This is a genomic window from Pseudonocardia sp. TMWB2A (genome assembly GCF_017312135.1).
Genome location: NZ_QKQY01000004.1, coordinates 24,284 through 50,982, shown reverse-complemented (window position 1 = coordinate 50,982; position 26,699 = coordinate 24,284). Strand labels below are relative to the sequence as shown.

Sequence of the window (26,699 nt, the reverse complement as noted above, 5' to 3'; positions counted from 1 at the left end):
CCCTGGTTGCAGAAGGCCAAGACACAGCTCGGTTCGCGCCTGCGCGCGCGCCGGAAGGCCGCCGGGCTCACCGGCACCGAGCTCGGCCTGCTGCTCGGCATCTCCCAGGCCACTGTCTCGAAACTCGAGACAGGCCAGACTCGCCGTCTCGACGAAGACCTCATCCGGTCCTGGGCCGAACACACCGCCGATGCGACCGGCGCGGACCTCGACTCGCTGCTCAGCCTCGCCGCCGAAGCCGGCGGCATGGTCGACTGGACCACGTTGCATACGGCCGGATGGCGCGCCCACCAGGCGCGATACGACGAGCTGGAGCGTGCCGCCACCCAGATCCGGGTGTTCCAGAACGCCATGATCCCCGGACTTCTGCAGACCGCCCGCTATGCCAACTTCCTGATGCGCGAGGTCGTCGGTCTCGGTGCCGAGGATGCCGATGCCGCCGTGATGGCCCGCCTCGCCCGCCAGGAACTGATCTACCAGCCCACGACGAACCTCGATGTCGTCATCACCGAGGCCGTTCTGCGACACCGGCTCGGCGGCCCGGCGGTGTTGGCCGAGCAGCTCCGCCGGCTCGCCGAGGTCGCCGACTTCCCGACGGTCTCGCTCCGCATCATCCCCACCGACACCGACATGCCCAGCAGATACGGGGCGAGCTTCGACCTGTTCGAGTTCACCGGGCAGGACACTCCGGCCACTGTCGTCGTCGAGCTCGAGGCCAGCGAATACCGCGAGGACGACCCCACCAGAGTGGAGCGCTACCGGCGCCGGCACCGCATCTACCGCGACGCAGCACTCGATTCCGGGGAGTCCCGGCAGCTGGTCCGCCAGCTGGCCGACGACACCTACGCTCAGATCTTCAACAGCACCGGCCACCCAGCCGACTAGAACTGTCAGCAACGGGCCCTGCCCGTGCAACTGAGGAGAGCACAGCCTCGATCAACGACACCCGTACTGCGGACCACCGCACACCCGACCCCGACCATGGCCTGAACCCGGCTGTTGATGCCGCTCTCGAGCATGCCCGCCGCGCCGACCCGGCGCTGCGCGCATTCCTCGAGATCGGCCGTCTACCCGGCGGCAGCATCCCAGTGTCCCCCCAGGACGCTCCTGGCCTAGCGGGCCTGCCGATCACCGTGAAAGGCCGCCGGGGGCTGCATCAACCCGCTGCTCAACGCATTGTCCACGCTGGCGCAGTAACGATCGGCACCACTACGGTGCCCGGACCCGGAACCCGCCACCAAACCTGGGGCCACACCGACCGCGGCCCGACCCGGAATCCGTGGCGACCGGACCTGTCCCCCGGCGGGTCGTCCGCCGGCGCCGCCGCGGCGGTGGCTGCCGGAATCGTCCCTCTGTCCTGCGGAGGTGATGGAGCCGGATCCGTCCGCATCCCGGCCGCGTGGTGCCACGTGATCGGCTTCAAACCCACCACCGGCCGTGCCCCCACCTCCGACCCGACAGGGCTCGCCGTGCCCGGAGCGCTGGTCCGCGACCCGACCCTGCTACAGCACTGGGCCGCAACCGTGCTCCCCGACTGGTCGCCCCAGGCAGGGACATCACCGAGCCCCCTGACGACCGCAGCATGGTCGGCCACCCTCGGCTACGCCGGTCCACACCTCGACCCCGAGGTGGCCGAGATCGCCGAACGAGCAGCCCAGGCCCTGTGCGCCCGCGCCGGCCTGACCCTGTCCCGACCCGGGGTCACCCTCACCGACCCCCAGCGCGCCTGGACGACGCTGCGCAGCACCTCCTCGAGTGCAGCCGAACACCGCCACGCACAGCGATCGCGACGCGACCACAACACCCGGCTCGCCGAACTCTTCCAGAGCGCCGACCTACTGCTGACACCCACAACCCCCGGACGAGCACACGGCCACGACGGCCCCGGAGACCACCTCAGCGTCGCGCTCACGTGGGGCATCAATCTCTCCGGGCACCCCGCAGCCAGCGTGCCGGCCGGATTCACTACCGACGGCTCCCCGGTCGGCCTGCAGCTCATCGCCCGGCCCCGCGCAGACGAGCTGCTGCTGCAACTACTCGACGCCCACATACCCACGGCCCCGATCGCTCCCCCACTGACCAGGCCATGACGAACCCGGAGCCGTGAACGATGATGAACACCATGACGACGGCCCACACCCACGGCCTCACACTGGCCAGCGACGCGATCCTGAGCTGGACTCACCGCTACGGGTCAACCACGTCATGCCTGGCGCGGCTGCGCGGCACCCGTGACCCGGCCGCGACCGATCGCCTCCTCCTGACCGTCGTGCTCAGCGAGCTCCGTGGCCAGCCCCGCGGCCACTACATCCTGTCCGACATCGCCGGCGCCGCGAACAATGCGTGCACCCAGCTCGTGCCGCGTAGCGTCGACCCGAACGCGATCACCTGGCTCGTCCACCACGGCCAGTTCTCCAGCGTCGACCCGACCGGCCCGGAAACACTGAGCCGCGTCGACCTGCACTGGACACTCGACCGCTACAGCATCCCGGGCTGGGACGAGGTCGTGCTGCTCGACCACGATGACTTCCGCCGACTGCTCGGCGAGCTCCGACTGCGCCCCGTCGAGGAGGTCCTCGCCGCGATGCCCTGGGACATCCCCCGACCCCGGCAGGACAGTGCCGACACCGGCACGACCCGGGGATGACCGACACAACCCAGACCCGCGAGGTCCCGGGCCGCGCCATCCTCAGCGAGGTGCGCAACACCTACCGCGACGCCTACGCCGCAACACTGCGAGAACACCGCGTCAGGGTGATGGTCGTGCGATTCGAGGCGACCACCGACGACCCAGTCTGGGCCGCGCGGATGGAGGCGTCCCGCATCTCGGCCGAACAGAAAGTGCGGACCTTCACCGCGCTCGGCGCCACGCCAGAGCTCGTCGTCGTCCCCGACACCGCCAGCACCAACGAGATCTCCGACCTCATCCACCGCGCCAACGACGACCCCCTCGTCGCCGCGATCATCATCCAGACCCCGCCACCTCGGCGCGGCCTCGCGCTGCTCAACGAGATCGACCCTGCCAAGGACATTGACTCCCTCGGCGTCTTCGCGCCAAGCACAGCATGCGCAACCGCGGACGGCGTCGCCCGCATCGCCGAGCCCTACCTCCCCGGCGCCCGGATCGCTGTGGTCGGCAGCAGCGGCTTCGTCGGCTCCGGCGTCGTCGCACTCCTCCGCCAGGGCGGCCACGACCCGATGCTCCTCGAGGTAGGCGACGACCTGCGACGTCTCCGTGACGCCGACGTCGTCTCCACCACTGGCAGCCCCTGGCTGCTCACCCCCGACCACATCCACCCCGGACATCGCCTGGTCGTCGACTCCGGATTCACCCCGCACCCAGCAGGCCCCCGCGGCGACCTCCACCCCGACGCCGCCCCGCTGCCGCGAATTCTCACCCCCGTCCCCGGGGGGATCGGACCGGTCGAGATGGCCGTCCTCGCAGAACGTCTGGTCCAGCAACGCGCCGCCCCCGGGCTCGACTCGTGGCACTTCCACGGCCTCAGCACACAGCACGAAGCCCTCACGACCGTGGATACAGACGTCGACCATCAGCTACAGCTCCACCACGAAATCCAGGACGGACAGTTCCAGACACAGGAACTCGGCGACGACATCGACGAGGCCTACGACCTCGATGAAGACAACGGCGTCGACCTGGACTGAGGACTTCAGCTGCGCCACCGGCAACAGGCCATTGGTGAGTGCAGGGCTCCGGGAGAGGTCAGACCGCAGCCGAGTGAGCCGTGGTGACTCTGCACCCCGCGGCCCGGCTTGCCCGACGATGCAGCGCCTGCCGCACCCGACGCAGGTGACACCACGGTCGCGTCGTCGGCTTCCTGTCGTGCGGTCCGGGGTGGTGTCACGCCGGTCGGGCGAGCGCGCGGCCCCGCCGCGCCGGACCGCGAGGTGCGGGCGAGTCACGTCCCACCACAGCGGTCGGGACCGCACCGGCCCCGCTTCCCCAGAGCCGGTGCGTACGCCCGAGAGAATGGAGTCCCTGCCATGGAGCAGACCACCGACCAGAACGCCGTCTCGCTGACCACCCGAAACGCCGACCTGAGCGACATGGTCGAGCTGCTGCGCACCCAGCAGGCCGCCAAGACCGACCACGTCGTCGCCGCGTCCGCCTTGGCAGCCCTTGGCGGGCAGATGCTGGTGCACGGCGCCGGCAGGAGCGAGCTGTCGATGGACGGGGTCACCACCGGTGACCTGACCCTCGCACCGACCCGTACCGCCGACTACGGCATCGCCGACAAGCTCGGCATCCCGGTCGCCTACCTGCGGCGGACCCGCGAGCAGAACATCGACCTCTACGACGACAACGTCAACGGCTGGCTCGCCCACCGGCCCGAGCGCCGGTTCCTGGTGCGCGGCCTAGTCGACGGCGACGGCCGTCACGGGGTGATGCGGGCGCTGCTGTCGGACCGCTACCGCCCCATCGAGAACCTCGACGTGCTGATGACCTGCCTGGACGGGATCCGGGAGGCCGACCACCCCGTCGACATCGTCTCGGCGGACCTGTCCGAGTCCCGCATGTACGTCAAGATCCGCTCCACCGCGGTCGCGGCGATGGCGCCGGTCCTGCTGCGCGGCTACACCTCCCCGTTCTCCGGGGACCGCGGTGCGGACAATCCGACGGTATTCGCCGGGTTCGTCCTGACCAATTCCGAGACCGGGCAGGGCAAGTTCCGCCTCATCCCCCAGCTCACCGTCCAGATCTGCAACAACGGCATGACCCTGACCCGCCACGCCATCGACGAGGTCCACGCCGGCGGGCGCCTCGAGCACGGCCAGATCGACTGGTCGTCCGACACCCAGGCCGCCAGCCTGGCCCTGGCGAAGAAGATGACCCGCGACGCTGTGGGAAAGTTCCTCGACCCGGTCTGGGTGGCCGAGCGCATCGCCGAGATCGAGGCCGACGCCGGGGTCGAGGTCACCCGGCCTCAGCAGACCATCGAGCACGTCGGCAAGAAGCTGCGGTTCTCCACAGCCGCCCAGGACTCGATCCTGACCCACTTCATCCGGGGCGGTGCCCCGACCTCGGGTGGGGTGCTGCACGCGGTCACCGCGGCCGCCCAAACCATCACCGACGTCGACGAGGCCTACGAGGTCGAGTCCCGTGGCATCGAGGCCATGCAGCTCTCGGCCACCTTCGCCGCGGCCGCGCGCTGACCGCTCCCTGCCTCGGTAGCCCGTCCGACCGGCACCCCCGCTTGTACTCAGCGGGGTGTCGGTCGGCGGGCCCGGGGGCGTGTCTGACCACCATCCCTTGCGAACAGGAGCTCCAGCGATGACCACGGTTGCCGACATGCGGCGGATCTTCTCCGTGCGCGGTATCGATCCCAACCAGCTCACCCAGACCCCACCCGACAGTCACGGCACCCCCGCGTTCGTGCTCACCACACCGGACGGGACACGGGTGTGGTTCGCTCCGCTCGAGCGGGCCGGCTGGCAGATCGGCTGGCACTACCTTGTCACCGCCCACGGTGCGCTGGTCGAGCACGGACGTACCGATTCCACCATCGCGGAGAGCGTCCTACCGGTCCTGCGCTGCCACACCAACCGGCGTGCCGCGTGATCCCCGCCGTGCTCGCTCGCCTCGCCCCGCCGGCCGCGCACCGGCCGTTCCCGCTGCGCGGCGACGCCCCTGCCGAGCAGTGGATTCTCGGGCTGTTCGTGGCCTGGCGGGATCTCCAGGACGCCGGCGGCGGGTCGATCAGCGGTGCTGATCTGGTCGGCCACCTCGATGAGATGTTCACAGCGATCGGGCTGGACGACGACACCAGTCTGCTCGAGCTCGCAGCGCAGTGCCTGCCCCCTCGCGAGTCACGCTGCCAGCACAGCCACGACCACGACACCGCCGTCGAACAGCAGTAGACGGAGTCGTCGGAGTGTGGGTCCGCCCCGCAGCAGGGGCGGGCCCACGCTGGCATCCCGACGGGTGGCTCGGTGATGAACCTGCCGCGGGGTCACCGCGGGTGAACCCGCCCCGCAGCTACCCGCATGCGCACCACCACCGCCCGGCGGGTCCACGCCGCCGCGACCACGGCAGAACCCCCACCGAACCACTCGTCGGGCCGCCGGGAGACGCGCAGCGCGCCCCCGGCCATCGGGGACGCACCACCCGGCCAGCGACGCCGGGTGGACATCACCGGTGAGTGAAAGGCCTGCTGCCCATGACCACAGAACCGACCATCGAAGCGACCACAGAAGCGACGGTCGGCACCGACGATCAGCCCGACAGCGAGTTCGCCACCACCCGCCCGGGGTTCGACACCAGCGAGGCCCTCAGCACGCTCGACCAGCTCGGTGAGCTGGCCTGGGCCGACCCCGCCGAGCTGGTGTTGGAGGTCAACACCCGCACCGAGGTTCAGCTCGACCCGCACTTCTGCGCATCGGTCCGCGACCGCGGTGTGCGCGAGCCGATCAGCGTCTACCGACGCAACGACCGCGACGGCGCCGACGATGGGGTCAGCGTGCTGGTCGTGCGCAAGGGCCAGCGTCGCACCCTGGCCGCGCTCAAGGCCAGCTTGGCACGCGTGAGGGTCCTCATCGAACCCCAGCCGACCACCGGCGACATCGACACTGAACCGGAGCGGGCTCGCCGCGCTCACGACGCCGAACGGATTATCGACCAGCTCACGGAGAACCAGCACCGAGCCGACATCTCCGATGCCGAACAGGTCACCGCGCACCAGCATCTGCTCGGGCTCGGGATGTCTGCGGCGCAGATCGCGCGCACCACGCGGACCCCGGCCAAGCGGGTCCGCCAGACCACCGCGGTCGCCGGCAGCGCCCGCGCGATCGAGGTCGGTGCTCGCTACGACCTCGATCTGGTGCAGATGTCGGTGATCGCCGAGTTCAGCGACGACGACGAAGCCGTCGCCCGGCTTACCGAGACCGCGCTACAGCGGCCTCACCAGCTTGCCCACGTCGCGCAGCGGTTGCGTGACACCCGCGCCGAGCGGGTCCTGTGCGCCGAGCTCGAAGACGAGCTGCGCGAGGACGGTGTCACCGTCCTGGGCCGTGACGACGCCGGTCACGACACCGCGATGACCCTGGCCCGGTTGCGGCCCAACCTGGACGACCCGTCGGGTACCGAGCTCACCGAGGACGCTCACCGCGACTGCCCGGGCCATGCCGCGACGGTCACGGTGCGCTTCGACTTCGACCAGGGAAAGACCGCCCACACGTTGTGGGTGTGCACCGACCCCGCCACCCACGGGCACGCCGAGCGCTACGACCGCCCGAGCAGCGGCCAGAAGCCGGCGGTGCCGGTCGGGGAGACCGACGAGCAGCGTCAGGCCCGGGAGGACCGCGAGCGTGAGGCCGCGCGTGAGGCGCGCCGCACGGTGATCGCGAACAACAAGGCGTGGGAGTCCGCGCAGGTCGTGCGCCGCGACTGGCTGCGCGAGCTGTTCGCGCGCAAGGCTGCCCCGAAGGGTGCGGCGATCTTCGTCGCCGCCGAGTTCGCTCAGGGTGACCACGACCTGCGCCGGGCGATGGAGTCCGGCAACGACCTCGCCTTGACACTGCTCGGGCTCGGCGACTCAGGCGGTGGCTATGGCTACTACAGCGGCAGACCCAGCCCCGTCGCCGAGGCCGCGCGCTCCGGCTCCGCGGCCCGGGCCACCATGCTCGCGCTCGCCCTGGTGCTCGCCGCCTACGAGGACGGCACCAGTCGCGACAGCTGGCGCAACCCGACCCCGGCGACGCGCCGCTACTTCGCCCAGCTGCGCGATTGGGGCTACGCCCTGGCCGACGTCGAGCAGCTCGTCCTGACCGACGACGCCACTGACGACGCCACCGAGGACACCACTGACGCCCCCAAGGGCGCCGGAGACGCCGTTGATGTCAATGAGCAGGGTGCACCCGAGGGTGAGGAGGACAGCGAGGCTGCGGCCTTTGGCTGATCGCCGCCTCTTCGGGGCGGGGCGCCGCAGCGTGCCCCGCCCCGTTGTGCGCCCGGCGCGACATGTCGGTGGTAGGCCAGATTCTGGCGTCGGGTGAGGCTCGGTGGCTGGATCGCCCGCAGGTCAGCACACCGGCGGAGGGGTACGCGGCGATGAACCCGTCCGACCCGGCCGGGTGAGACCGCCACGATCAGATGGGCCGTAGCGGAGCCGGTCAGCCCGGTGCCGGCGGCGACGACCCGGGGTGCCGCTCGGGCAGGGCCGCCTGTCACCTGCTGGGCCCGTAGCCGACAGCGGGCCGGTTGCGCCTGTTCCCGGCCGGGTCCTGTTCCCAGCCGCGGTCTCACACCGGCCGGGCCAGACCGAACCCCCGCCGCCCCCTGCGGGGCCCCACCACCGCCGTGCTGAGGCAGAGCCGCGTTCCATCCGCCGAGCCTCACCGACCCCGTGGAGGGCCACCATGACGATCACCAACACGAACACCAGCGCCGGTGCTCGGTGAGGCGTTGAGCCTCGACCGGCTTCGGGAGCGCTCGACCCGGTTCGACGGCTTAGGCGTCTACATCGCGCCGGATCCGCACTGGATCCGGCTGGTCGTCTCCGACCACGACGGCGCGGTGGAGATGCGCTGGCTCGCAGCACAGTGGGCCACGCGCGCGGGGACGGCCGGGCTCTGGGTCACGCTGCACTCGGTCCACCCGCTGTGTCCGGGGCGGTGGGCCGAGGAGCTGGGTGAGGGCTGCGACCTCACCGGCGACGAGGTCACCGTCGGGGTCTGCTACCTCGACACGCTCGCCGACGATGCCCTGGCTCGCGACATCGGGCCGCTCGTCGACGCCGCCGATCTCGGCCCCGTGATCGTGGTCCTGGCCGGCTACCACCGCGACCTGCTCAACCGCTGACCCCGGCGAGCCCCGGCCCCGCACAGCGCCGGGGCCCGTCGTGTCGCCTCCAATCCCACCTTCTCCAGAAGGGCCATTCGTCATGCCTACCTTCGCCGCCATCACCGAGGACCAGCTCACTGCTGCGCTGCACGCCGTGGTCGCCGACCGCGGCCTGAACTGGACCTACCCCGACATCGACACCGACCCCGAGGCCTACGTCGAGCCCGACGATCACCACCCGCTGTTCGCCGAGAACAGCGGCGAGCACGGGCTGCCCTCGTGCCGCTACGTCAGCGCCGACGGCCACCGCCCGATGTGTCTGATCGGCGCCGCGCTGCACCGCGCCGGGGTCCCCCTGCACGTGCTCGCCGACCACGAAGGCGCCCTCGCCCACGTCGTCCTCGATCTCGTGATCGACCCGGTCCTGCCCGGCCTCGTCGCCGACGCCGCCCGCGCGGCGCAGAACGTCCAGGACGACGGCGGCACCAGCGGCGACGCCCTCGCCGCCTACCACAACGTCCTGATCGCTGGGCGCGTGATGAACCGCGCGAGCGCCTGACCACCTCTGGCCACGAGGACGGGCACTCCCGTTTCCCCGGCCGCTGATCACCACAGGCTCTGGCTCCGAGCCGGTCCCGAACGAGAGGCACACGCGATGACCACCCTGGCCCACATCAACGGCGAGATCCTCCACGTTCCCGGCCTGACTCTCTGGGGTCGGCGCCAGGTCCGCGGACTCCACACCAAGCACTCGCTGATCTGCTCCGGCCCCGCCGGAGCCGTCGAGCTCTGGGCTCACCTCGACGCGCCGGACATGGGCGGGGTCGAGTTCCACGACGTACGCGAGCAGGTCCCCGGCGAGGGCCCGGAGCCGTGCGACCTGCTGCCCGGTGGGACGTGCTTCGTCGAGGGCAGCAGCGGCATCTACACCCGCCAGTTCCTCCCGATGATCACCGCCGGTCAGTCCCGCGAGGTCTGCGAGCACCTCACCGACCTCTACGTCATCCACCACGGCGGCCTGCCCGCCCGAACACCAGCAGAAGGGAGCCGACCGTGACCGTCACCTTCTTCCCCGCCGAGCCCGCCGACGGCGCGACCGTGCTCGGCGCGTCCATTCACTGCCCCGCCGACCCGCGCCAGGACCGCCGCCGGTTCCGCGACTACACCGCCGCGACCGCGGGCCTGGCCGAACACCACCGGTTCTGCACGGATCCGTGGTGCGGGGGCCGCGCGGGCTACGTCGTCGAGTACCGCAGCACCGACGGCGAACCGCGCCTCAATCTGGCCAGCGTCCACGCGCGCACGCTGCTGCGCGCCCTGGGCCTGTGCCCGGAGATCGGCGCCGGCGACCTGCACCCGTCGACCATGGCCGGGATCGCGCCGTCCACTCCGCAGGACGCCGAGGATGCCCTGGTGGGATCTCTGCCCGCGGAGCTGATGCTCGGCCGGGTCGAGCTGGCCTTGGCGGCGGCGCCCGCCGACGCCGGCGTACCAGCCACCGAGCACCGCGACGGCGCGTTGATCGACTTCGGGCGCCAGGTCGGGTGGCTGCAGGACCGGCTCGCGGTGCTGCGCGAGGTCACGCTCTACGCGCGAGTACACCAGCGCGACGTCGTCTGGGCCTGACGACGCTGGAGACCCCGGTACCTGTCCTGCGCTGTCGGGCTGTGGGAGTCCGCTGCGATGCGTCGGCCGAGACGAGTGCCCGTACGGGTCGGGATGCCTCCTGGGGTGCCGGTGCCCAGGTGTGGAGACGCCCGAAGGTCAGCACCCCGGTGCGAGGTACGCGGCGATGAACCGGCGCCCGGACGCCGAGCGGGTGGGACAGGGGCCCCACTGCGTTCGGACCCGCTTCGCGGGTTCCCACCCGCTCGGGCCAGCACCGAACCCCCGCCACCCCTGACGGGCCTCGCACCGCCGCGCTGAGGCAGGGCCGCGTCACCAACCAGCCCGACACCCCAGGAGGCACCCCATGAACGAGATCACCCTCGCCGGCAACATCGGCAAGGAGCCCGAGCTGACCTACAACAAGGACACCGGCGAGGCCCGCCTGCGGTTCTCGATCGCTCAAAACGACCGCTACTTCGACCGCCGCAGCGGCGAGTGGCGCGAGAACCCCCCGGTCTGGACCGACGTGGTCGCCTTCCGCGAGCTGGCCGAGAACGCCGCCGAGTCGCTGCACGCCGGGGACGCCGTGATCGTGATCGGCAAGCTCGCCGACAACTCCTTCACCCCCGCCGGGCAGGACTCCCCGGTCCGGCGCACCGAGCTGCGGGCCCAGAGCATCGGCGCGGACCTGCGCCGCGCGCGGGCCAGCGTGACCCGCCAGGCCGGGCGCGAGCGGGCCGGTTCGACCACCGCTCCCCAGACGGCCGACTGACCCCCGGTCGGCCACCGGGCGGGGCACCAGCCACCCCTCAGGCGGTGCCCCGCCCGGTCTCCACCCCACCCGACCGCCGAAAGAGGTGAGCAGCGATGAACTTCCTAGACAACGCCCTGCCGTGTCGCGACGAGGACCCAGAGCTGTTCTTCGTCGTCGGGTCCGGGCCAGCCGCCGAGCACCAGCTCGACGCCGCCAAGGCCGTGTGCCGCCGGTGCCCAGCCATGGCCGCCTGCCGGGAGTGGGCCCTGTCCACCGGGCAAATCGGGGTATGGGGCGGGCTGAGCGAGGACGAGCGCCGCGCCCTACGGCGAGGCCGCGACGCCGGCCGCCCCCGCCGCGCCGACCACCGGATTCCACGCAGTGAACGGGCCCGACGACGAGCCGATGCCATCGCCCGGGTCGAGCAGGGCGATCGGATCGACCACGTCGCCGCCCAGGTTGGCGTCAGCCGCCGCACCCTGGACCGGTGGCGAGCCGACGCCCGCACCAGCGCATGACCGGCACCTACACCTGGAACTGACCCAGACCGCGGACCGTCGCGCGGGGCTTCCGCTGTTCGCTCCACGGTCAGGAGCCGGACGCGACCGGGCCCATGTGTGGTCGGTAACACGATCACGGGTGCCCGGACCACTGCGGCGCATGTACGGAGCAGCCTCCGCCGTCGAGGTGGGGACGTGGTGACTCTGCACCCCACGGTCCGCCTTTCCCACCGATGCCGCGCCGGCCACACCCGACGCGGGTGACACCACCGACTTCGTCCCTCGGCCCCCTGAGTGCGGGTGGGGTGGTGTCACACCGGTCGGGCGAGCGCGCGTCCCCGGCGCGGCGGCCCGCGCGGTGCGGGCGAGTCACGTCCCACCGCGACCGGCGGTGGGCCCGGATCCGGCCGGTAGCGGCTGGGGAAGGCAGCGCGCGGCCGGTACCTGGTCGATGCGCCTACGAGCACACCCGAGAGGAGGTGATCTTGCATGTCGCAGCACAACGAGACCGAGATGGTCGAGCTCGGTGACGCCGCGGTCCTGACTGAGGGCGGTGGTTCGGGCACGTCGGAGGACAAGCGCTACGTCTACGCCTGATCCAAGGCCGTAGGCGCGAGGGCCCGGTGAACGCACTGTCGTTCACCGGGCCCTCGTCGTGACAGCACCCCACTTCCTGGGGTGCGCCGGAGAACCCCGATCTGGGAGGTCGAGACGATGAGCGTTCGATGGTTCGGTGGCCGCGGCACCGCCGCCCCCGGCCCTGCCCACACCGGTACCGGTTCGACCGGGGCCGGGTTCCCGGCCGGCGCCTGCGCGCTCGGCCGGGACGTCAGGACGGCGTGGGTGTGCGGAGACTGGCCCAGCTCGCAGGCCGCGACCGTGCAGGGCCCCGGCCGGACGGTGGCGGTCCTGGGGCGCGCCCGCTGCGACGTCGAGGTACTGGAGCACTGGGTCCGACACGGTGTTCCCGACTCGGCGGTCACCGCGTTCGCCGGGGCCTACACCGTCGTGGAGATCACCGATGAGGCCACGGTGGTGCTCACCGATCCTGGCTGGGTCCAGCCCATCTACACCGCGACCACCGCCGACGGCGCCCCGCTGTGGGGATCGAGCGCGTTGGCGCTCGCCTCCCTGATCGGCGTCGACGTCGACGACACGTGGCTACACGCCCACCTGCACCCGGCACACAGCACCAAGCCCGGCAGCGGGACCGGGGACCGGTCGGCGTTCGCCGGGGTCACCGCAGTACCGCCCGGTGCCCGGCTGACCATCTCCGCGTCGGGGACCACGATCCGCCCGCTCGCCATCGCCGGCGCCCCGAGCAGCGGGCACGATCAGCCGGCTGACCGGCTGCGGGCGGCAATGCAGGGAGCGGTCGCCGAGATCGCCGCGGGTGCCAGCTCGACCGGCCATGCAGTGGCAGCGGACTGCTCAGGGGGGATGGACTCGACGTCGCTGGCGATGCTGCTCGCCCAGTGCCGCACCGCGCGCGCCGAGGACCTGGCCCGCGCCGCTGTGGCGGTGACGGTGCACCCGGCCGGGACCACCGCGGGTGGGGATCTCGACTATGCCCGCGCTGCGGTCGCCTACGCCCGCACCGGGCTGGCCGGGCGGGCCCGGACGCTGGAGCATCTGCTCTGCCCGCTGGATGACCGGCACGTCCCCTACAGCCGGATGGGTGAGCTGGTTCCGGCGACCGATGAGCCGGCGCCGTCCACGGTCGCGATCGCCCGGTTCGACGCCGAACTCGCGATGCTGGCCGGCCGTGGGGTCGGGGATCTGGTGACCGGCGACGGTGGGGATACCCTGCTCGGCCCGCAGCCTGGATACCTGCCCGACCTCGCCGCCACGAGAACCCTGCGCTCGCAGGCGCAGCTGCTGCGTCACGCGCTGGGCTGGGCCCGGCTGCGGCACGCGGCGGTCTGGCCGCTGCTCGCCCAGGCCCGGGCGGCCGCGGCCCGCGGCGAGCCGGGCGAGGCGGCACGCACCCGCACAGCGGTGCGGGTCGTGGCCCGCACCGCCCGCGCCGACGCACAGATCACCGAACAGCTCCACGGCATCACCCTGCACAACCCGTTCACCGACCCCACCGTGGTCGACGCCGCACTCGCGGTCCCCGGGCCGCTGCGCGCCGCGCCGGGTGACTACAAGCCGGTGCTGCGCCAGGCCATGGCCGGGTTGCTGCCCGAGTCGGTGACGGCGAGGCGGACGAAGGGCGACTTCACCCCCGACCAGTACCGGGGACTGCGCACCCACCTCCAGTCCCTCACCGGGCTCGTGGACGGCGAGCTGGCCGCCCGCGGCCTGATCGACCCCGCCCACTACCGGGCGCTGCTCACTCGTGCCGCCGCCGGCGCCCCGGGTATCGGGTTCCACCAGCTCAACCCCGTCCTGGCCACCGAGGTGTGGCTACGCGCCCTCGACCAGCGGCCCGCGGCCGCCCGCTGGACCACCACCGACGAGGACCCGCGACCAGCGGGCTCGACCAACTCCCGATGGGAGGGCTTCTGATGACCACGCTGCTCGTCCGTCCGCCCGAGGTCCGCGCCGCGGATCTCGGCCACACCGTCGTGTTGCTGCACGCACGCACCGGCACGGTGCGCGCCCTGCTCGGCTCCCAGCGCGAGGCCTTCCTCGCCCTCGACGCCACCGGCACCTGGGCTCCCGGCACCGCGGCCGAGGCGCTGGCCGCGAGCCTGTCGAGCGCGGGGTTCCTGCACCCGGCCCAGCCGGGCCAGGTGCCCGCGCCGATCGTCGACATCCCAGAAACCGACGCCAGCTGGGGCACTCAGGAAGCTCCCGGCGTACTCCCGGTGCGCGAGCCGCTGTCGCCGGCGTGGGCGCCGATCGCGGCGTGCGCGCTCGCAGCAGTGCTGCTCGTCCGTGCCACCGGGCGCCGGGCCCGTGCGTTCTCCCGCATGCTGCGCCTGGTCCGTATCGCGGCCTGGGTGGCACGACGCCCGGTACGCGACGTCGAAGCCGTGGCGGTCCTACACTGTGTGCGCGTCATCGGAGGCGTGTCTCCGTTCCGGACAGCGTGCTTGGAGGAAACCGTCGCGGCGATGCTCGCCCTGGCCGTCACCGGCCGGCGAGCTGGGTGGTGCCACGGGATCGCCGCGGATCCGATCAGGCTGCACGCCTGGCTTCGCCTCGACGGCCGCCCCGTCGGCGAGCCCCCCTCCACGCTGCGCTTCACACCACTGATCCAGCTGCCCGAACCCACCGCGGCGCCTACGCGCGGCCATGACCGGGTAGCGAGAGGAGACTCCTCATGACGCTGACCTCCAACGGCCACACCGACACAGCTGACACCACCGCCCCCGGCGCCACGAGTGGCGCCCCTGCCGCCGCGGCCACACCGATGCTGTGGATGCGGGGCGATCGTGCCGCGCTGGGCCCGTTCACCCGCGAGCTGGCCGAGCGGTATTGGCAGTGGGAGAACGAGCCCGCCGTCATCGCCGGGATGGGCCGCCAGACCCCGGAATCGCTCGAAGCGCGGCTGGCCGGCTACGACGCCCAGGCTCGCAGTATGGGCACGATCCCGCGGTTCACCATCTACGACCTGACCCGGCCCGGTGGGCCGGTGCCGGTCGGGACCAGCGCGCTGCGCATCGACCACTACGTGCGCACGGCGGAGTTCATCATCCTGCTCGGCGCCGACGGTCGCGGCCGAGGGCTCGCGGTCGAGGCGACCCGGCTGACCCTGGACTACGCGTTCACCATCTCGGCGCTGCGTTCGGTGTGGCTCAAAGTCCTCGCACCGAACACCGGCGCGGTCGCGGCCTACGAGAAGGCCGGGTTCGCCCACGCGGGGCGGCTACGCCGCGCCGGGTACTGGCGCGGCGCGGAAGCCGACGAGCTGATCATGGACGTCGTCGCCGACGCCCACCTGGCCACCGGCTGATCTCCCGGCTCGGCGGGCCACACCTAGCCCGCCGAGTACCAGGCCGCCCGGCGGCCACAACCCGGTGGAGCGGCTACGCCGCACGGTGACCCTGCAGGAGATCGGGCCGATCCTGCGGGCGCGTTCCTCACGCCTCAAGGGCGCTGACGCGTCGCTGTCGCGACAGCCCTGGCGGGCTGCCCTGGACCCGTGAGCCTCGACGCGCCCTCGGGGCGAGGCCCCCGGAGGGGCAGGCGCACAGCCTGCCCCCGGTTGGCCGGCCCGGATCCCACCCGGGTCGGGCACAGGGTCCACAGAGCATGGGAGGAGCACCCCATGACCGTCACGACCAGCACCAACCGCCCCCGCAGTGTCGGGGAGCGGTGCGATGCTGTGCACGAGCGCGGCGCCCGGGCCGGGCGGGAGGAGGTAGCGCGCATGCCGCGACGTGTCTGCCCGCGCCTGGATGGTGAGGTGACGCGGCTGCGTCAGGTCGCGCTCGACGCCGCGGCCGCCGGGCTGTTCGTGTTCCCGGTCAAGGCCGGATCGAAGATCCCCGCCTTCCACGGCGAGACCCAGTGCCGCGGGCGCGGGCCCTGCGCCGGCGGGCATCAGGGCTGGGAACAGCGCGCCACCCGCGACCCCGCCCAGATCCGGCGATGGTGGTCCCACTCGTCGTCCCGGTGGAATGTCGGGATTGCCTGCGGACCCTCCGGGCTGGTGGTGATCGACCTCGACACCCGCACCGAACCCCTCCCCGAATGGGGCGGGGCTACCACCGGCCGCGAGGTCCTCGACCAGCTCGCCGCCCAGCACGGCCAGACCCTGCCCGACACCTACTCCACGGTGACCCCCACGGATGGGGAGCACCTCTACTACCGGATGCCCGAGGGACTGGCGCTGCGCAACACCCACGGCGGGCACGGGCACAGCCTCGGTCCACTGATCGACACGAGAGCGGGTGGTGGGTTCGTCGTCGGCGCGGGCAGTGTCCGGTCCGAGGGCGCCTACCTGGTCGCCGAACACGGCCAGATCGCCGAGCTGCCCGCCTGGCTGGCCACGCTGCTCACCCCGCCACCGGCGCCCCGCCCGCAGCAGGGATCGGCGAAGGGGCTGTCGACCAGGCGCGCGAACGCCTACGTCGCCGCGATCCAGGCCGACGAGCTCGACAAGGTCGAACACGCCGCGGAAGGCCGGCGGCAGATCACCCTGCTGGGCGCCGCCCGGGTCCTCGGCCAGCTCGTCGGCGGCGGGGAACTCGACGCCGACAACGCCTACGCGGTCCTGCTCGACGCCGCCACCGTGCACATCGGGGTCGCGGGATTCACCCGCGCCGAAGCAGAGCGGACCGTGACCCGCGGGATGAGCTTCGGGATGCGTGCCCCACGCACCGTCACCCGCGGCCGTAGCGCCGACGCCGGCGAGGAGTAGCCCGGAACAGGCGACGAGTAGGACTGGAGGTGGGGGATGTCGCTGACCTCGCAGCTGCAGCAGGGTGTGCTCGCGCGGTGGTGCGCCACGCACCTGCCGGGCACCACCGCCGCGGTCGATCAGATCCGCGCCGTCACGGCCGCGGCCGAGGTACTGCGGCCGACCGGCCGGGTCGGCCCGGGGCACTGGCCCATGGTGGGCGGGATCGTCAGCGCGCGGCTGGCCGCGCTGGTCCACGACGCCGCTCCGTACGCGGCGCTCTACGGGCTCGTCGCGGCCGAGCTGATCTCGCCGCAGGTGAGCAACGCGATCGCGGCCGGCTACCCGGCCCAGCAGGCCGTGCTGGCCCAGGAACCGGACCTGGCCGAGGTCGCGGTGGGGCTGCGCCCCTCCCCCAGCGACGTCATCGCGCTGTCCGCGCCGCGGGCTGACGGGCATGGCCGGCGCCCCGGCGATGCCGTGTTCGCCGAACTCGCCCACCGCGGCCACGCCTTCGCGCGGCGTCATGCCCCGACCGGAGTGATCGGCACACCGGGCGCCGAGACCGCGCTCGCCCGTACCCACGCGGTGTGGACTCTGGGCGAGGACCGCTACCGGTCCGGGACCACCCCGCCGGCGCTGGCCCGCATCGCGCAGTCCGGCGAGGCGACGGTGGAGCGGTTGCGCGCGCTGGCCCCACCGGGGGTCGTGGCCGACGCGGCCGCGCTCGCGCGGGTGGTCGAGTCGTCGGGCACGCTCGCGGCCTGGCGCGGGGGGCCGGCGGTCCGGGCCGCGGGCAGGACCTGGGTTTCGCCTCGCCGGTGTTGGTGCCGCACTGGGCTGAGGCCGACCTGTTGGTCGGCGAGACCCTGGTGGAGGTCAAGACGGTGCTGCGGGCCGATCAACCTGCGCGGGTCGCGCGGTGGGTGTGGCAGCTGCTCGGCTACGCCTGGCTCGACCGGGGGGACCGGTGGAAGGTCCGGTATCTCGCGTTCTACCTGGCCCGGCACGGGGTCACCCTCCGGTGGTCGCTCGAGGAGTGGGAGACGCTCCTGGTCGGTGACCCGTCCCGGATCGCGGACGTGCGGGAGGAGTTTCGTGGGCTGGCCGAGCAGGGCGCGGTGAACGAGGGCGCCACGCTGTTGCCGGTGCCCTGATTGCTGGTGCCTTGAGGATTGCTGCCGGGGCCTGCTCGGGCACGGTCGCGCAGTGGCCAGGGTAGGTACGTCTGGATCGCCCGGAGGTCAGCACACCCCGGGTGGGTGCGCGGCGATGACCGTCGCCGACGCCGCCGCGGGTGGGACGGGCTCGCTGCCCGCTCGTCGGCCTGCGGCCGATCCCACACCGGACGGGCCAGCACCGGCTCCCCGCCGCCCCTGACGGGCCCACCCGGGCCGTGCTGAGGCAGGGCCGCGTTCTAGCCACAACCACCCAGCCACTGCGAGGAGGATCGTGATGAGCGAGCACTTCCCGATCGTCAACCCGCGGGTCGAGGACGGCCTGGCCCTGAGCGACGCGACCATGGTCGAGTTCGGTGACGGGTGCACCGACGCGATGAGCATCGTGCCCGGCGAGCACGAGGTGGGTGACCGCGTGCCGTGCCCGAGCTGCGCGAGCGAGCACGAGATCAGCTCGGCCCTGTCGATCCCGATCGCCCACAACATCACCATCACCGAGGTCGAGCCCGAGCCTGGCGACTGACACCGGCGCTCGCGCGCCGTCCCGCTTACCGGACGGCCGGCGCGTTCGCTGGCGGTGCCGGTCACGTGGCCGGGTCACCAGCTCGGGGGCGGTCAGCGTGTTCGTCTCACCAGGCCCGGTGCCGGTGGGCACCGCCGGTCGCCGGCGCGGTGCCGGCCGGGGTGGTCGGGTCACCGGCTGCGGTGCCGGTCGGTCTGCAGGGTGGCTGTTCGCCCGCAGTGGTGGTGCGGGGGTGGGCCTCCGGTGCTCAGCACGTCTGGATCGCCCGGATGGTCAGCACACCCGGGGTGGGGCAAGCGCCGACGAACCTGGCCGACCCATCCCGGTGAGACCCCGTCACCTCGAGGCGGGTCGGCGGCGGTCGCGCACGGGGGTCACACCGGGATGGGCCAGCCAGGACCGCCGCCGGCCCTGCGGGCCCCCACCCCGGGCGTGCTGAGGCTGCGCCGCGTTCCAGCCGCACCGAGCACCGGAGGCCCACACATGAGCAGCACCAGCGCTACCCGACGCGTCGAGGTCGACACCGAGACCGGCCTCTGGACCCTCGACGGGGTCATCGGCTCCGATCTCAGCATCAGCGACCAGCGCGTGCTGGAGGACCTGCTCGTCGACCTCTACGAGCCGACCGACTTCGGCGACGCCGAACTCGGCGACGACGAGCCTCCGTTCTGAGGGCGGCTCGCCCGCCGAGGGGCCCCGCCCGCCGGGCGGGGCCCCTCCCCGTGTGTTCCGTTGAGGAGGCCCAGCGATGCAGATCGAGATCCACCAGACCTACACCACGAAGCTCCGGGCAGGGGACCTGCTGCCGCTGGACACGATCGATCGGATGCGCCACGACCACGACCGCGTCCCCGCGCGGGTGGACACCACCACCTGCGCGCGGGTGGCCGACGTCGTCCACCACGGCCCCGGCGAGCCGGTGTCGGTCGTGCTCGAGGGCGGAGTCGTCATCGAGGCCCGATCGAGTCGAATGATCGTGTTCGTGCGCGAGGTCGCGTCGAGCAGCTGAGACCGATCCCGGGGTGCGGTGGCGGCCGGCGCAGCGCCTGCACCGCCAGGTGCGCCGGGGTGCCGGCGGGCGGCCGCGGCCGGCGGCCGGGTGGTGGCGCTCATGGCCGCGCCGGGGCCGAGGAAACCCGGTGGACCCGCCTTCGGCGGGGTGGGCCTGCCGGCCCTAGAGCTGAGCACGGCCTGTCTCCCTGTCAAGGGCGCTCCGCTGACGCTGCGCGTCGCCTTCGGCGACAGCCCTTCGGGCTGCCCTGGACCGCGAGCCTCGCAGGCCGCGCGGCCGCCGCGAAGCGGCAGCGGGGACGACACCCGCTGCCCCTCACGGGCCGACAGGCCCACCCGGTCCTGACCACCGGCCAGCGAAGGAGTGCAGTCGCGATGAACCCCACCGACACCACCACGACGAACACGACGGCGATCATCGCGACGGCCACGACGGGGGCCGCGATGATCGACGCGGCCGACCAGCTGGGCGAGATCGCCGAGATGATCGAACGCGGGGCCGTGCGCGGCGCTCGCGCCCGTCTGGCGCGGCTGCTGGACACCACCGACCCGGCGACGCGGCTGCTTCTGGTGCGGTGCGTGGAGGCCCTGGAGGCCGAGCACCCGACCACGACGCTCGCTCGCCTTCGCCGCGAGTGGCGCCAGGCCGACGCCGACGGGCGCGCGTTGGTCGAGGCGTGCGCGCCGAGCGCGGAACGGCGAGCGGAGAAGACCCGCGACGCCGAGCGCACCGCGCGCGCGAACCGGGCCAAGGACCAGGCTCACGCAGCCCGCAAGCCGGGCACGATGACCACCCGGCGGAGCGCTCCGCGCGGGCGACGGGACCCGCGCGCCGCCGACGGCGACACCGTCGCCCGCCGCTACTTCGCCGACCGGATCGACCCGGGCGCCGACACCGACGAGCCCGCCCGCGATGACCGGCTGGACTACGACCTTGCGGCGGTGCCGCCGATGCGCGGACTTCCGTGCGTGGCCTGCGGGGTCGAGCGGTCGGCCACCGACCAGCGCCGCGCCGTCAACGACGGGCTCTGCCAGGACTGCCGAGAGGACGGCACCCTAGGGATCGCCGTCCAGGCCGACGGCGCGACTCGGCAGGCCATTCTGACCGCCCGATGCGACTACATCGCCGCCACCTCAACCAGCCCGGCCGAGCGTGACGCCCGGATGCGGCGGGACTGGCGAGGCATGACCACAGCCGACAAGTTCGCCGTCATCGCCTGGCGCGATGCGCAGCCCACCTGACCGACACCCGGGGCCGGCCACGTTCGCCGGCCCCGGGCCGAGCTGGCGCTCAGGGCCGCGCCGGGCCGAGGGGACTTGGAGCGGACCCGCCTTCGGCGGCACAGCGTCGCCCGCGAGCACCATCCGGACGGCCAGGAGCCGCGGTCACCGGATCTCAGGCGGTGGCCGCGTTGTCGCTCGTGGTGGCCGATGGCTTCGGTGGGGCGGACACCGTCGGCGAATCCGTGGCCGCGCTCGCGCGGCGGGCCTGGCGCAGATGGCCACGCACGCGTTTGAGCGGCAACTCGAACATCGCGGCCAGGTCCTCGGCCTTACGGCCGTCCCGGTGGAGCTCGGCGAGAATCTCCCGCTTGCGCACCTCGACCTCCCCGAGTCGCGTCTCGGCCTCGCCCTCAGCGTCGCGCCGGCGCCGCTCCAGGTCGGCGATCACTGCATCCCGGTCGGCAACGATCTGCTCGGCGTCCCGGTCCGCCCGTGCGTAGCGGGCGAACGCCTCGTCTTCCCGTCGGCGGCGCTCGGCCAGATCGGCATCGAGACGATCGCGCGCCGCCGCGATGGCCTCTGCGTGATCCCGCACCGCCCGCTCTGTCTTCGCTGTCTTCCTGGTCGTCATCGCGTGCTCCCCCGCATCCGCCGTAGTGCCGATCGGCGGCTGTCTCTGGTCACTCGTCGGTGACCCTCACCGACGATCGGTGGGCATCAGTCCGTGCCCCCGAGTCGCTCGCGGCGGCGCGGTGCGACACCACACTCGCCCCCGCCGCAGCGCCTCCCGTTTCCTTTCCACACGCTCCCTCGACAACTTCCAGCTCTGGACCTCTCTTGCCGATCTGTCCCCATCTCAGCTTCTCGACCCGTCTGGCTTTCCCAGACCTTCCTTGTCGACTCTTTGCTGTCGATCTTACATCCTCATCCCTCTGCTTCGGACGCCTCACACCGATGCATCAAATGATCTTGCTGGATGGGTCGCCGGTCGCGTAACGTTCTCGCCGTGGGCGTCGTGCGGGTAACTGCGATGGCGCCCGGGTCTGTCGAGTACCTGCTCCACGGGTGCGATTCGCGCTCCGAAAAGGGTCACGAACACGGTTCAGAACAGGGTATCGAGAACGGCGGCGACGGCCTGCAGCGCACCCCCGGTGCCGCCGAGTACCTGACCTCTGCGGCCGAGCATGGCGAGCCCGACGGCGTCTGGTTCGGCGCCGGGATCGAGGCGCTCGGGCTGCCGTTCGAGGCCGGCGCCACGGCTACCGCAGATGACGTTCGGGCGGTGTTCGGGCAGCTGCGTTATCCAGAGCACGTGCTCGCGGGGTCGACCGAGAAGACGCCGGTCTACCTCGGTTCGAAGCCGCGGAAGTTCCGCACAGCAGCCCAGATCGTGGCCGACGCACTCAAGGAAGAACCGACCGCGTCGGCGGAGCGGCGATTCGAGATCGAGACGGCGGCGACCCGCAACACCCGGACTCCGACGGCCTACTACGACGTGACGTTCTCGCCGGTGAAGTCGGTGTCGATGTACTACACGGCGTTGCTCGCCGCGGGCGACAACGACGGCGCGGAGACGGTCCGCTGTGCGCACGACGAGGCGGTGCGGATCGCGTTGTCGTCGGTGCAGTCCGACGTGGCGTATGTCCGCTCGGGCCGCCACGAGGGCCGGGGCCCCTCGGGGCGGACAGTGGGGCAGTGGGAGGCGGCCACGGGCCTGGCCGCCGTGGTCTATGGCCACCACACCAACCGTGACGGTGAGCCCCAGCTGCACTCGCACGCCGGGGTGCTCAACCGTGCCGCGACCGCCGATGGGCGGGTGCTCGCGCTGGATGGGCAGGCGTTCCGGCCGGTGAAGGAGGCGCTGTCGGCGGCCTACACGCGGGCATACCAGCAGCTGCTGACTGAGCGGATGGGGGTGCTGTTCCAGCTGCGGCCTGACGGGTTGGCGCGGGAGATCGCCGGGTTCGACCCGGAACTGCTGGCGCAGGCGAGCACCCGCACCTTGGAGCGTGTCCGCCCGGCGGTCGCGGAGCTGGTGGAGGCCTACACAGCCCGGCACGGGCGGGCCCCGGGGCCGCGGGCGCGCCGCGCGCTGGTGGAACAGGCGGTCAAGGGCACCCGCGAGCCGAAGCGCGGTCTGGCCGGCCCGGCCGCGGTACTGGCGTGGACGACCGGACAGCCGGGGCGGGTGGACAGGCTCGCGGCCGCACTGGACGCGGTCGACGAGGTGGTGATGACCGCGGCGGCCAACGGCACCCATCCGGTGTCCGGACGTGGTGACCAGGCACAGGCCATTGACGGACGCGAGGCTGCGCTGGAGGTCCTGGCGGTCATCGGCGCCGGCCGAGCGGTGTCCGGCCATAACATGCCTGTCGGTGAGGGCCCGGCCCCCCTCGCGGGGGCAGTGGCCATCGCTATCGAGGCCGGAGTGGCCGATGTCCAGAGCCGGTATGCGACGTGGACGGTCGGGAACCTGACCGCGGCCATCGACGACCACCTCGGTGACCACGCGGCCGCGCTCGGGGTGGCGGCGGCCGCCCGTCCGGCGTTCATGGCTACCGTCACCGAGGCGGTGCTGGCCGCGCCCGGTCAGTTCGGGATCGTGCAGGTCTCCGCGTCCGACCCGGTGCCGGTCCCGGACGAGCTGCGCCGCCTCGGCGCCAGTGGTGACGGCCGATCGATGTTCCGTGCCCACATCGATGAGCGCTACGCGACCACCGCGGCGGTCACCGCCGAAGAGCGGCTGCTGGGCCACAGCCGGACCGACAGCCTCACCCCGCTTCCGGCCGCGCGGCTCGTCGAACTCGCTGAGATACTCGGCGCCCAAAGGCTGTCTGCCGATCAGGCTGCCGTGGTGGCGGGGGTGCTGGGGTCCGGTCGGACAGTGGACGTGCTGGTCGGGCCGGCGGGCACCGGGAAGTCGCACACCGTTGGCGCACTGGCAGCGGTGTGGGCGGGTGAGCAAGGGGGCCGGGTGCTGGGGTTGGCGACCGCGGAGATGGCCGCGCGCAACCTGGGCGAGCTCGGCCTGGAGGGGATGAACACCGCGCAGTGGCGGCAGCGGTTCCTGCCTGACCGGGCTACCGGCGAGGTTCGTGATCGGCTCCGGGCCGGGGACCTGGTGGTCGTCGATGAGGCCGGCATGAGTAATACCGCCGAGCTGGTCGAGATCAGTGACGTCGCTGCGGCGGCCGGGGCCAAGGTGCTGCTGGTCGGCGATCACCACCAGCTCCAGCCGGTCGGCGCGGGCGGCATGTTCGCTCACCTCGCCGCTCAGGCCGGTGTCCTCAAGCTGGACACGGTGCACCGGTTCCGCCACGCCTGGGAGGCCGAGGCGTCGCTGCAGCTGCGCGTGGGTGACGTCGCAGCCGTCGCGGCATACGCCGACCGGGGTCGGCTGCGCACGGGCACGCTGGAGGAGATGAGCGAGCACGCCGTGCGCGGGCACATGGCCGACATGCTCGACGGCAAGGACGCCCTGCTTATCGTCGGAACCAACCGGACTGCGGCGGAGATGTCGCAGCAGGTTCGCCGGACCCTGGTCGGGCTTGGGCGGGTCTCGCCCGACGCTCTTGCCACAGTGACTGTTGGCGGCGTGGAGAACGATATCGGGGTCGGGGACGTGATCCAGGCGGCCCGCAACGACCAGCGACTGCGCGTGGATCCTGCACCGGATGGGACCGTTGGAGAGGTCCTGAACAAGGAGCGCTACACCGTCATCGGCCTCAGCCCCGACGGCGCGATCCTGGCCCGAGACCAGCGCGGCGCGGTCGCACATCTGACCCCCGAGTACGTCAAGAAGCACGTCATCCTCGGCTACGCCGTCACCGCCTACGCGGCCCAGGGCGTGACCGTCGATGTCGGGCGGGGCCTGCTCGACCGTGACGCGACCCGCGAGTCGGTGTATGTGCCGATCAGCCGCGGGAGGGAGAACAACCTGCTCTACATGGTCACCGAGCAGGCCCCGGACGGTCACGATCAGCGGCGCATCGAGGACACACCCGCACAGCGGCTCACCGACATCCTCGCGCGCACAGAGGTCGCGGAAGCGGCGCTGACCGTGCGCGAGGTCGCCGAGCACGACACTGCCTCGTTCGAGACTCTGGGTGCTCTGATCAACCAGGTCAGCATGCGTGCCTCCGGCGGCCGCAACGCCGAGATCCTCAGGGAACTGCTCACCGACGAGCAGATGGAACGCCTGCAGGGCGAGGAGGCCTACGGGCGCATGCTGGCCGCCGTCTACGGCGCCGAACTCGACGGACACGACCCGCGCGCACTGCTCATCGAGGCCGTGACGCGTCGCGGGTTCGACGACGCCGAGTCCATCGCGAAGGTTCTGCACTGGCGCGTCGGAGAGCTCACTGTCGACCGCGCACCGGAGAACGGAACTGCCGAGCCGGAGCACGACTGGACCGCGGTCGCCGACACCCTGGCTCCCGGCCCCGTCCGCGACTACCTCCACCAGCTCGGGGAACTGGCCACCGACCGGCAGCGCGAACTCGGCACCGAGATCGCTCTCGACCCGCCGCAGTGGGCGCTCGACCGGCTCCCAGACGTCCCCGACCAGGACGACGCCGACGCCCGCCGTGCATGGGAGCACCGCGCCGGAGTGGTCGCGGCGTACCGGGAGTACCGCGGCATCCCCGCGCATCAGTCCTCGCTCGGGCAGGCGCCCCCGACCCAGCAGCCCTTCGCCTATGCGCTGTGGCGCGAAGCCACCGAAGCTCTCGACCCGGACTCAACCGCGCTGGCCTGGCAGCACAAGACCGACAGCGAGCTCTACCAGGCCCGCGAAGCCTGGGCGCTCGCGTTGTACCACGCCGATGAGTACGGGCCCCGCGCCGTCGGTGGAGACCTGGCCGCGACCCAGCGGCTGGCCACCGAGATTAGCGACGACGCCGTGCTCACCGCAGCCGAAGCAGACGTGACCGCCGACGGACCTGGCCGAGACGAGCTGGTCGCGGCCGCCGACCGCTATCGGGCCCTCGCACAGGCCTACACCGCCCAAGCGGCGGACATGGCCGAGGAGTACGAGGCTCGGCAGCAGTGGTGGGATGAGGTTGCCCCGCTGCGCGAGGCCGACCAGGCCGCGGCCGGGGAACTGGAACGGCGCCAGCTCCCCGCCTGGCGCGACACTCCGACACCGGCGGCCGGAGAACAACTCACGCTGCCCACCGAGGTCCCGGCGCCCGCCGGGGCCGCGGAGTCCGAGAGCAGCCCAGCCGCCACGCGGAGGAGCGCCGAGCATGAGGGACCGGGCACGCGCTCGGGGACGGCGCCGGCCACCGGGCACCGCGAGGACTCGCCTGCGGCCGAACCGGACGTGCAGGAGCCGCCGCGCGGGAGCGAGACACCCGAGGCCGCCCAGGAGGTACCCTCCTCGGACAACGGTGCTGGTCACAGCGCCGAGCGCGATCCGGGCGCGGTACGCGACGCAGTCGATGATCTACGCCGCGTGACCCGCGGGTCGCAGCTCCGAGAGCTGCACCAGCAGGCCCGTGTCCAGAACGACCAGCCCCACCAGGACCGCGACCTCGATAGTCGCTATGCCGAACGGGCCCACCGCGACCAGCTCGCCATCGAGAACGAACGCCACCAGCACCAGAGTGGCCAGGACGAGCAGAGCCACGAACAGGGCCATGAGCACGGCGCGGACTACGACCCCTACGACACCGACTACGACCACTAACCCCACCGCTAAGCCAGCGGTCGACGAGAAGCAAGGGGCCCGCCGTCTCCCGCACAGCGACGCGGAGGCGTCCCATGCGTGTCTCAGACACCCGTGGGGATCGCAGGACCAGTGGCAGC

28 protein-coding genes and 1 pseudogene are annotated in these 26,699 nt (G+C 72.4%); 27 read left to right on the top strand and 2 right to left on the bottom strand.

What is annotated here, in order from left to right; all coding sequences use genetic code 11:
- The first annotated feature begins 6 nt into the window (after positions 1-6).
- The 21 genes and pseudogenes from DMP17_RS45340 to DMP17_RS45240 all read left to right on the top strand — a co-directional run bounded on the left by DMP17_RS45340 (position 7) and on the right by DMP17_RS45240 (position 16,976).
- Complete coding sequence (locus tag DMP17_RS45340; RefSeq protein ID WP_337832865.1) at positions 7-885, top strand: DUF5753 domain-containing protein; 879 nt, start codon at positions 7-9, stop codon at positions 883-885.
- 203 nt (positions 886-1,088) lie between these two features.
- The gene (locus DMP17_RS45335; RefSeq protein WP_337832864.1) at positions 1,089-2,090 is read left to right on the top strand and encodes an amidase; all 1,002 of its coding nucleotides are present in this window, start codon (positions 1,089-1,091) and stop codon (positions 2,088-2,090) included.
- Between the two features lie 32 nt (positions 2,091-2,122).
- Positions 2,123-2,647, top strand: a complete 525-nt coding sequence (locus tag DMP17_RS45330; RefSeq protein WP_337832863.1) for a hypothetical protein — start codon at positions 2,123-2,125, stop codon at positions 2,645-2,647.
- Positions 2,644-3,666 carry a tetrahydrofolate dehydrogenase/cyclohydrolase catalytic domain-containing protein gene (locus DMP17_RS45325; RefSeq protein WP_337832862.1) on the top strand — a complete coding sequence of 341 codons (1,023 nt, stop codon included), beginning with the start codon at positions 2,644-2,646 and terminating at the stop codon, positions 3,664-3,666. Before DMP17_RS45330 ends, DMP17_RS45325 begins: the two co-directional genes overlap by 4 nt.
- A gap of 339 nt (positions 3,667-4,005) precedes the next feature.
- The gene (locus DMP17_RS45320; RefSeq protein ID WP_337832861.1) at positions 4,006-5,175 is read left to right on the top strand and encodes a DUF932 domain-containing protein; all 1,170 of its coding nucleotides are present in this window, start codon (positions 4,006-4,008) and stop codon (positions 5,173-5,175) included.
- A 118-nt stretch (positions 5,176-5,293) separates the two neighbouring features.
- Entirely contained in the window at positions 5,294-5,581 is a 288-nt protein-coding gene (locus tag DMP17_RS45315; protein ID WP_337832860.1) for a hypothetical protein, read from the top strand.
- Positions 5,578-5,880, top strand: coding sequence for a hypothetical protein (locus DMP17_RS45310; RefSeq protein WP_337832859.1), 303 nt, complete (start codon positions 5,578-5,580; stop codon positions 5,878-5,880). The genes DMP17_RS45315 and DMP17_RS45310 overlap by 4 nt, the downstream gene beginning before the upstream one ends.
- A 126-nt stretch (positions 5,881-6,006) precedes the next feature.
- Positions 6,007-6,165, top strand: coding sequence for a hypothetical protein (locus DMP17_RS45305; RefSeq protein ID WP_337832858.1), 159 nt, complete (start codon positions 6,007-6,009; stop codon positions 6,163-6,165).
- A 14-nt stretch (positions 6,166-6,179) separates the two neighbouring features.
- Entirely contained in the window at positions 6,180-7,916 is a 1,737-nt protein-coding gene (locus DMP17_RS45300; RefSeq protein ID WP_337832857.1) for a ParB/RepB/Spo0J family partition protein, read from the top strand.
- A gap of 491 nt (positions 7,917-8,407) precedes the next feature.
- Positions 8,408-8,818, top strand: a complete 411-nt coding sequence (locus DMP17_RS45295) for a hypothetical protein (protein ID WP_337832856.1) — start codon at positions 8,408-8,410, stop codon at positions 8,816-8,818.
- Positions 8,819-8,900: 82 nt separating this feature from the next.
- On the top strand, positions 8,901-9,359 hold the full coding sequence (locus DMP17_RS45290; RefSeq protein WP_337832855.1) for a hypothetical protein: 459 nt from the start codon (positions 8,901-8,903) through the stop codon (positions 9,357-9,359).
- A 96-nt stretch (positions 9,360-9,455) separates the two neighbouring features.
- Positions 9,456-9,857: a hypothetical protein gene (locus DMP17_RS45285; RefSeq protein WP_337832854.1), complete on the top strand. Its 402-nt coding sequence runs from the start codon at positions 9,456-9,458 to the stop codon at positions 9,855-9,857.
- A complete protein-coding gene (locus DMP17_RS45280; protein ID WP_337832853.1) occupies positions 9,854-10,426 on the top strand; it encodes a hypothetical protein in 573 nt (190 codons plus the stop codon). Before DMP17_RS45285 ends, DMP17_RS45280 begins: the two co-directional genes overlap by 4 nt.
- A 346-nt stretch (positions 10,427-10,772) precedes the next feature.
- Positions 10,773-11,180, top strand: coding sequence for a single-stranded DNA-binding protein (locus DMP17_RS45275; protein ID WP_337832852.1), 408 nt, complete (start codon positions 10,773-10,775; stop codon positions 11,178-11,180).
- Positions 11,181-11,275: 95 nt separating this feature from the next.
- A pseudogene (locus tag DMP17_RS45270) lies at positions 11,276-11,500 on the top strand (WhiB family transcriptional regulator); the annotation flags it as partial.
- A gap of 33 nt (positions 11,501-11,533) precedes the next feature.
- Positions 11,534-11,680 (top strand): helix-turn-helix domain-containing protein, encoded by a 147-nt coding sequence (locus DMP17_RS45265; protein WP_337833020.1) that lies wholly within the window; start codon positions 11,534-11,536, stop codon positions 11,678-11,680.
- A 471-nt stretch (positions 11,681-12,151) separates the two neighbouring features.
- On the top strand, positions 12,152-12,259 hold the full coding sequence (locus DMP17_RS45260) for an albusnodin family lasso peptide (protein ID WP_139319120.1): 108 nt from the start codon (positions 12,152-12,154) through the stop codon (positions 12,257-12,259).
- Between the two features lie 117 nt (positions 12,260-12,376).
- Positions 12,377-14,173, top strand: a complete 1,797-nt coding sequence (locus tag DMP17_RS45255; RefSeq protein WP_337832851.1) for an albusnodin/ikarugamycin family macrolactam cyclase — start codon at positions 12,377-12,379, stop codon at positions 14,171-14,173.
- On the top strand, positions 14,173-14,937 hold the full coding sequence (locus DMP17_RS45250; protein ID WP_337832850.1) for a lasso peptide biosynthesis B2 protein: 765 nt from the start codon (positions 14,173-14,175) through the stop codon (positions 14,935-14,937). The genes DMP17_RS45255 and DMP17_RS45250 overlap by 1 nt, the downstream gene beginning before the upstream one ends.
- Positions 14,934-15,566 carry a GNAT family N-acetyltransferase gene (locus DMP17_RS45245; protein ID WP_337832849.1) on the top strand — a complete coding sequence of 211 codons (633 nt, stop codon included), beginning with the start codon at positions 14,934-14,936 and terminating at the stop codon, positions 15,564-15,566. Before DMP17_RS45250 ends, DMP17_RS45245 begins: the two co-directional genes overlap by 4 nt.
- Before the next feature lie 315 nt (positions 15,567-15,881).
- Positions 15,882-16,976: a bifunctional DNA primase/polymerase gene (locus DMP17_RS45240; RefSeq protein ID WP_337832848.1), complete on the top strand. Its 1,095-nt coding sequence runs from the start codon at positions 15,882-15,884 to the stop codon at positions 16,974-16,976.
- 590 nt (positions 16,977-17,566) lie between these two features.
- Here the strand turns inward: DMP17_RS45240 and DMP17_RS45235 are convergent.
- A complete protein-coding gene (locus tag DMP17_RS45235; RefSeq protein ID WP_337832847.1) occupies positions 17,567-17,710 on the bottom strand; it encodes a hypothetical protein in 144 nt (47 codons plus the stop codon).
- Positions 17,711-17,776: 66 nt separating this feature from the next.
- On the opposite strand from DMP17_RS45235, the gene DMP17_RS45230 reads away from it, so the two are divergent.
- The 5 genes from DMP17_RS45230 to DMP17_RS45210 all read left to right on the top strand — a co-directional run bounded on the left by DMP17_RS45230 (position 17,777) and on the right by DMP17_RS45210 (position 20,909).
- Positions 17,777-18,112, top strand: a complete 336-nt coding sequence (locus DMP17_RS45230) for a hypothetical protein (RefSeq protein ID WP_337832846.1) — start codon at positions 17,777-17,779, stop codon at positions 18,110-18,112.
- Positions 18,113-18,410: 298 nt separating this feature from the next.
- A complete protein-coding gene (locus DMP17_RS45225) occupies positions 18,411-18,656 on the top strand; it encodes a hypothetical protein (protein ID WP_337832845.1) in 246 nt (81 codons plus the stop codon).
- 483 nt (positions 18,657-19,139) lie between these two features.
- The gene (locus DMP17_RS45220) at positions 19,140-19,328 is read left to right on the top strand and encodes a hypothetical protein (RefSeq protein WP_337832844.1); all 189 of its coding nucleotides are present in this window, start codon (positions 19,140-19,142) and stop codon (positions 19,326-19,328) included.
- A 76-nt stretch (positions 19,329-19,404) separates the two neighbouring features.
- Positions 19,405-19,665 (top strand): hypothetical protein, encoded by a 261-nt coding sequence (locus tag DMP17_RS45215; RefSeq protein ID WP_337832843.1) that lies wholly within the window; start codon positions 19,405-19,407, stop codon positions 19,663-19,665.
- 377 nt (positions 19,666-20,042) lie between these two features.
- Entirely contained in the window at positions 20,043-20,909 is an 867-nt protein-coding gene (locus DMP17_RS45210; RefSeq protein ID WP_337832842.1) for a hypothetical protein, read from the top strand.
- A gap of 154 nt (positions 20,910-21,063) precedes the next feature.
- On the opposite strand, the gene DMP17_RS45205 is transcribed toward DMP17_RS45210, so the two are convergent.
- Positions 21,064-21,522: a translation initiation factor IF-2 gene (locus tag DMP17_RS45205; protein ID WP_337832841.1), complete on the bottom strand. Its 459-nt coding sequence runs from the start codon at positions 21,520-21,522 to the stop codon at positions 21,064-21,066.
- A 375-nt stretch (positions 21,523-21,897) separates the two neighbouring features.
- Between DMP17_RS45205 and mobF the strand changes: the two genes are divergently transcribed.
- Positions 21,898-26,580 carry a MobF family relaxase gene (gene mobF, locus DMP17_RS45200; RefSeq protein WP_337832840.1) on the top strand — a complete coding sequence of 1,561 codons (4,683 nt, stop codon included), beginning with the start codon at positions 21,898-21,900 and terminating at the stop codon, positions 26,578-26,580.
- The last annotated feature ends 119 nt before the right edge of the window (positions 26,581-26,699 follow it).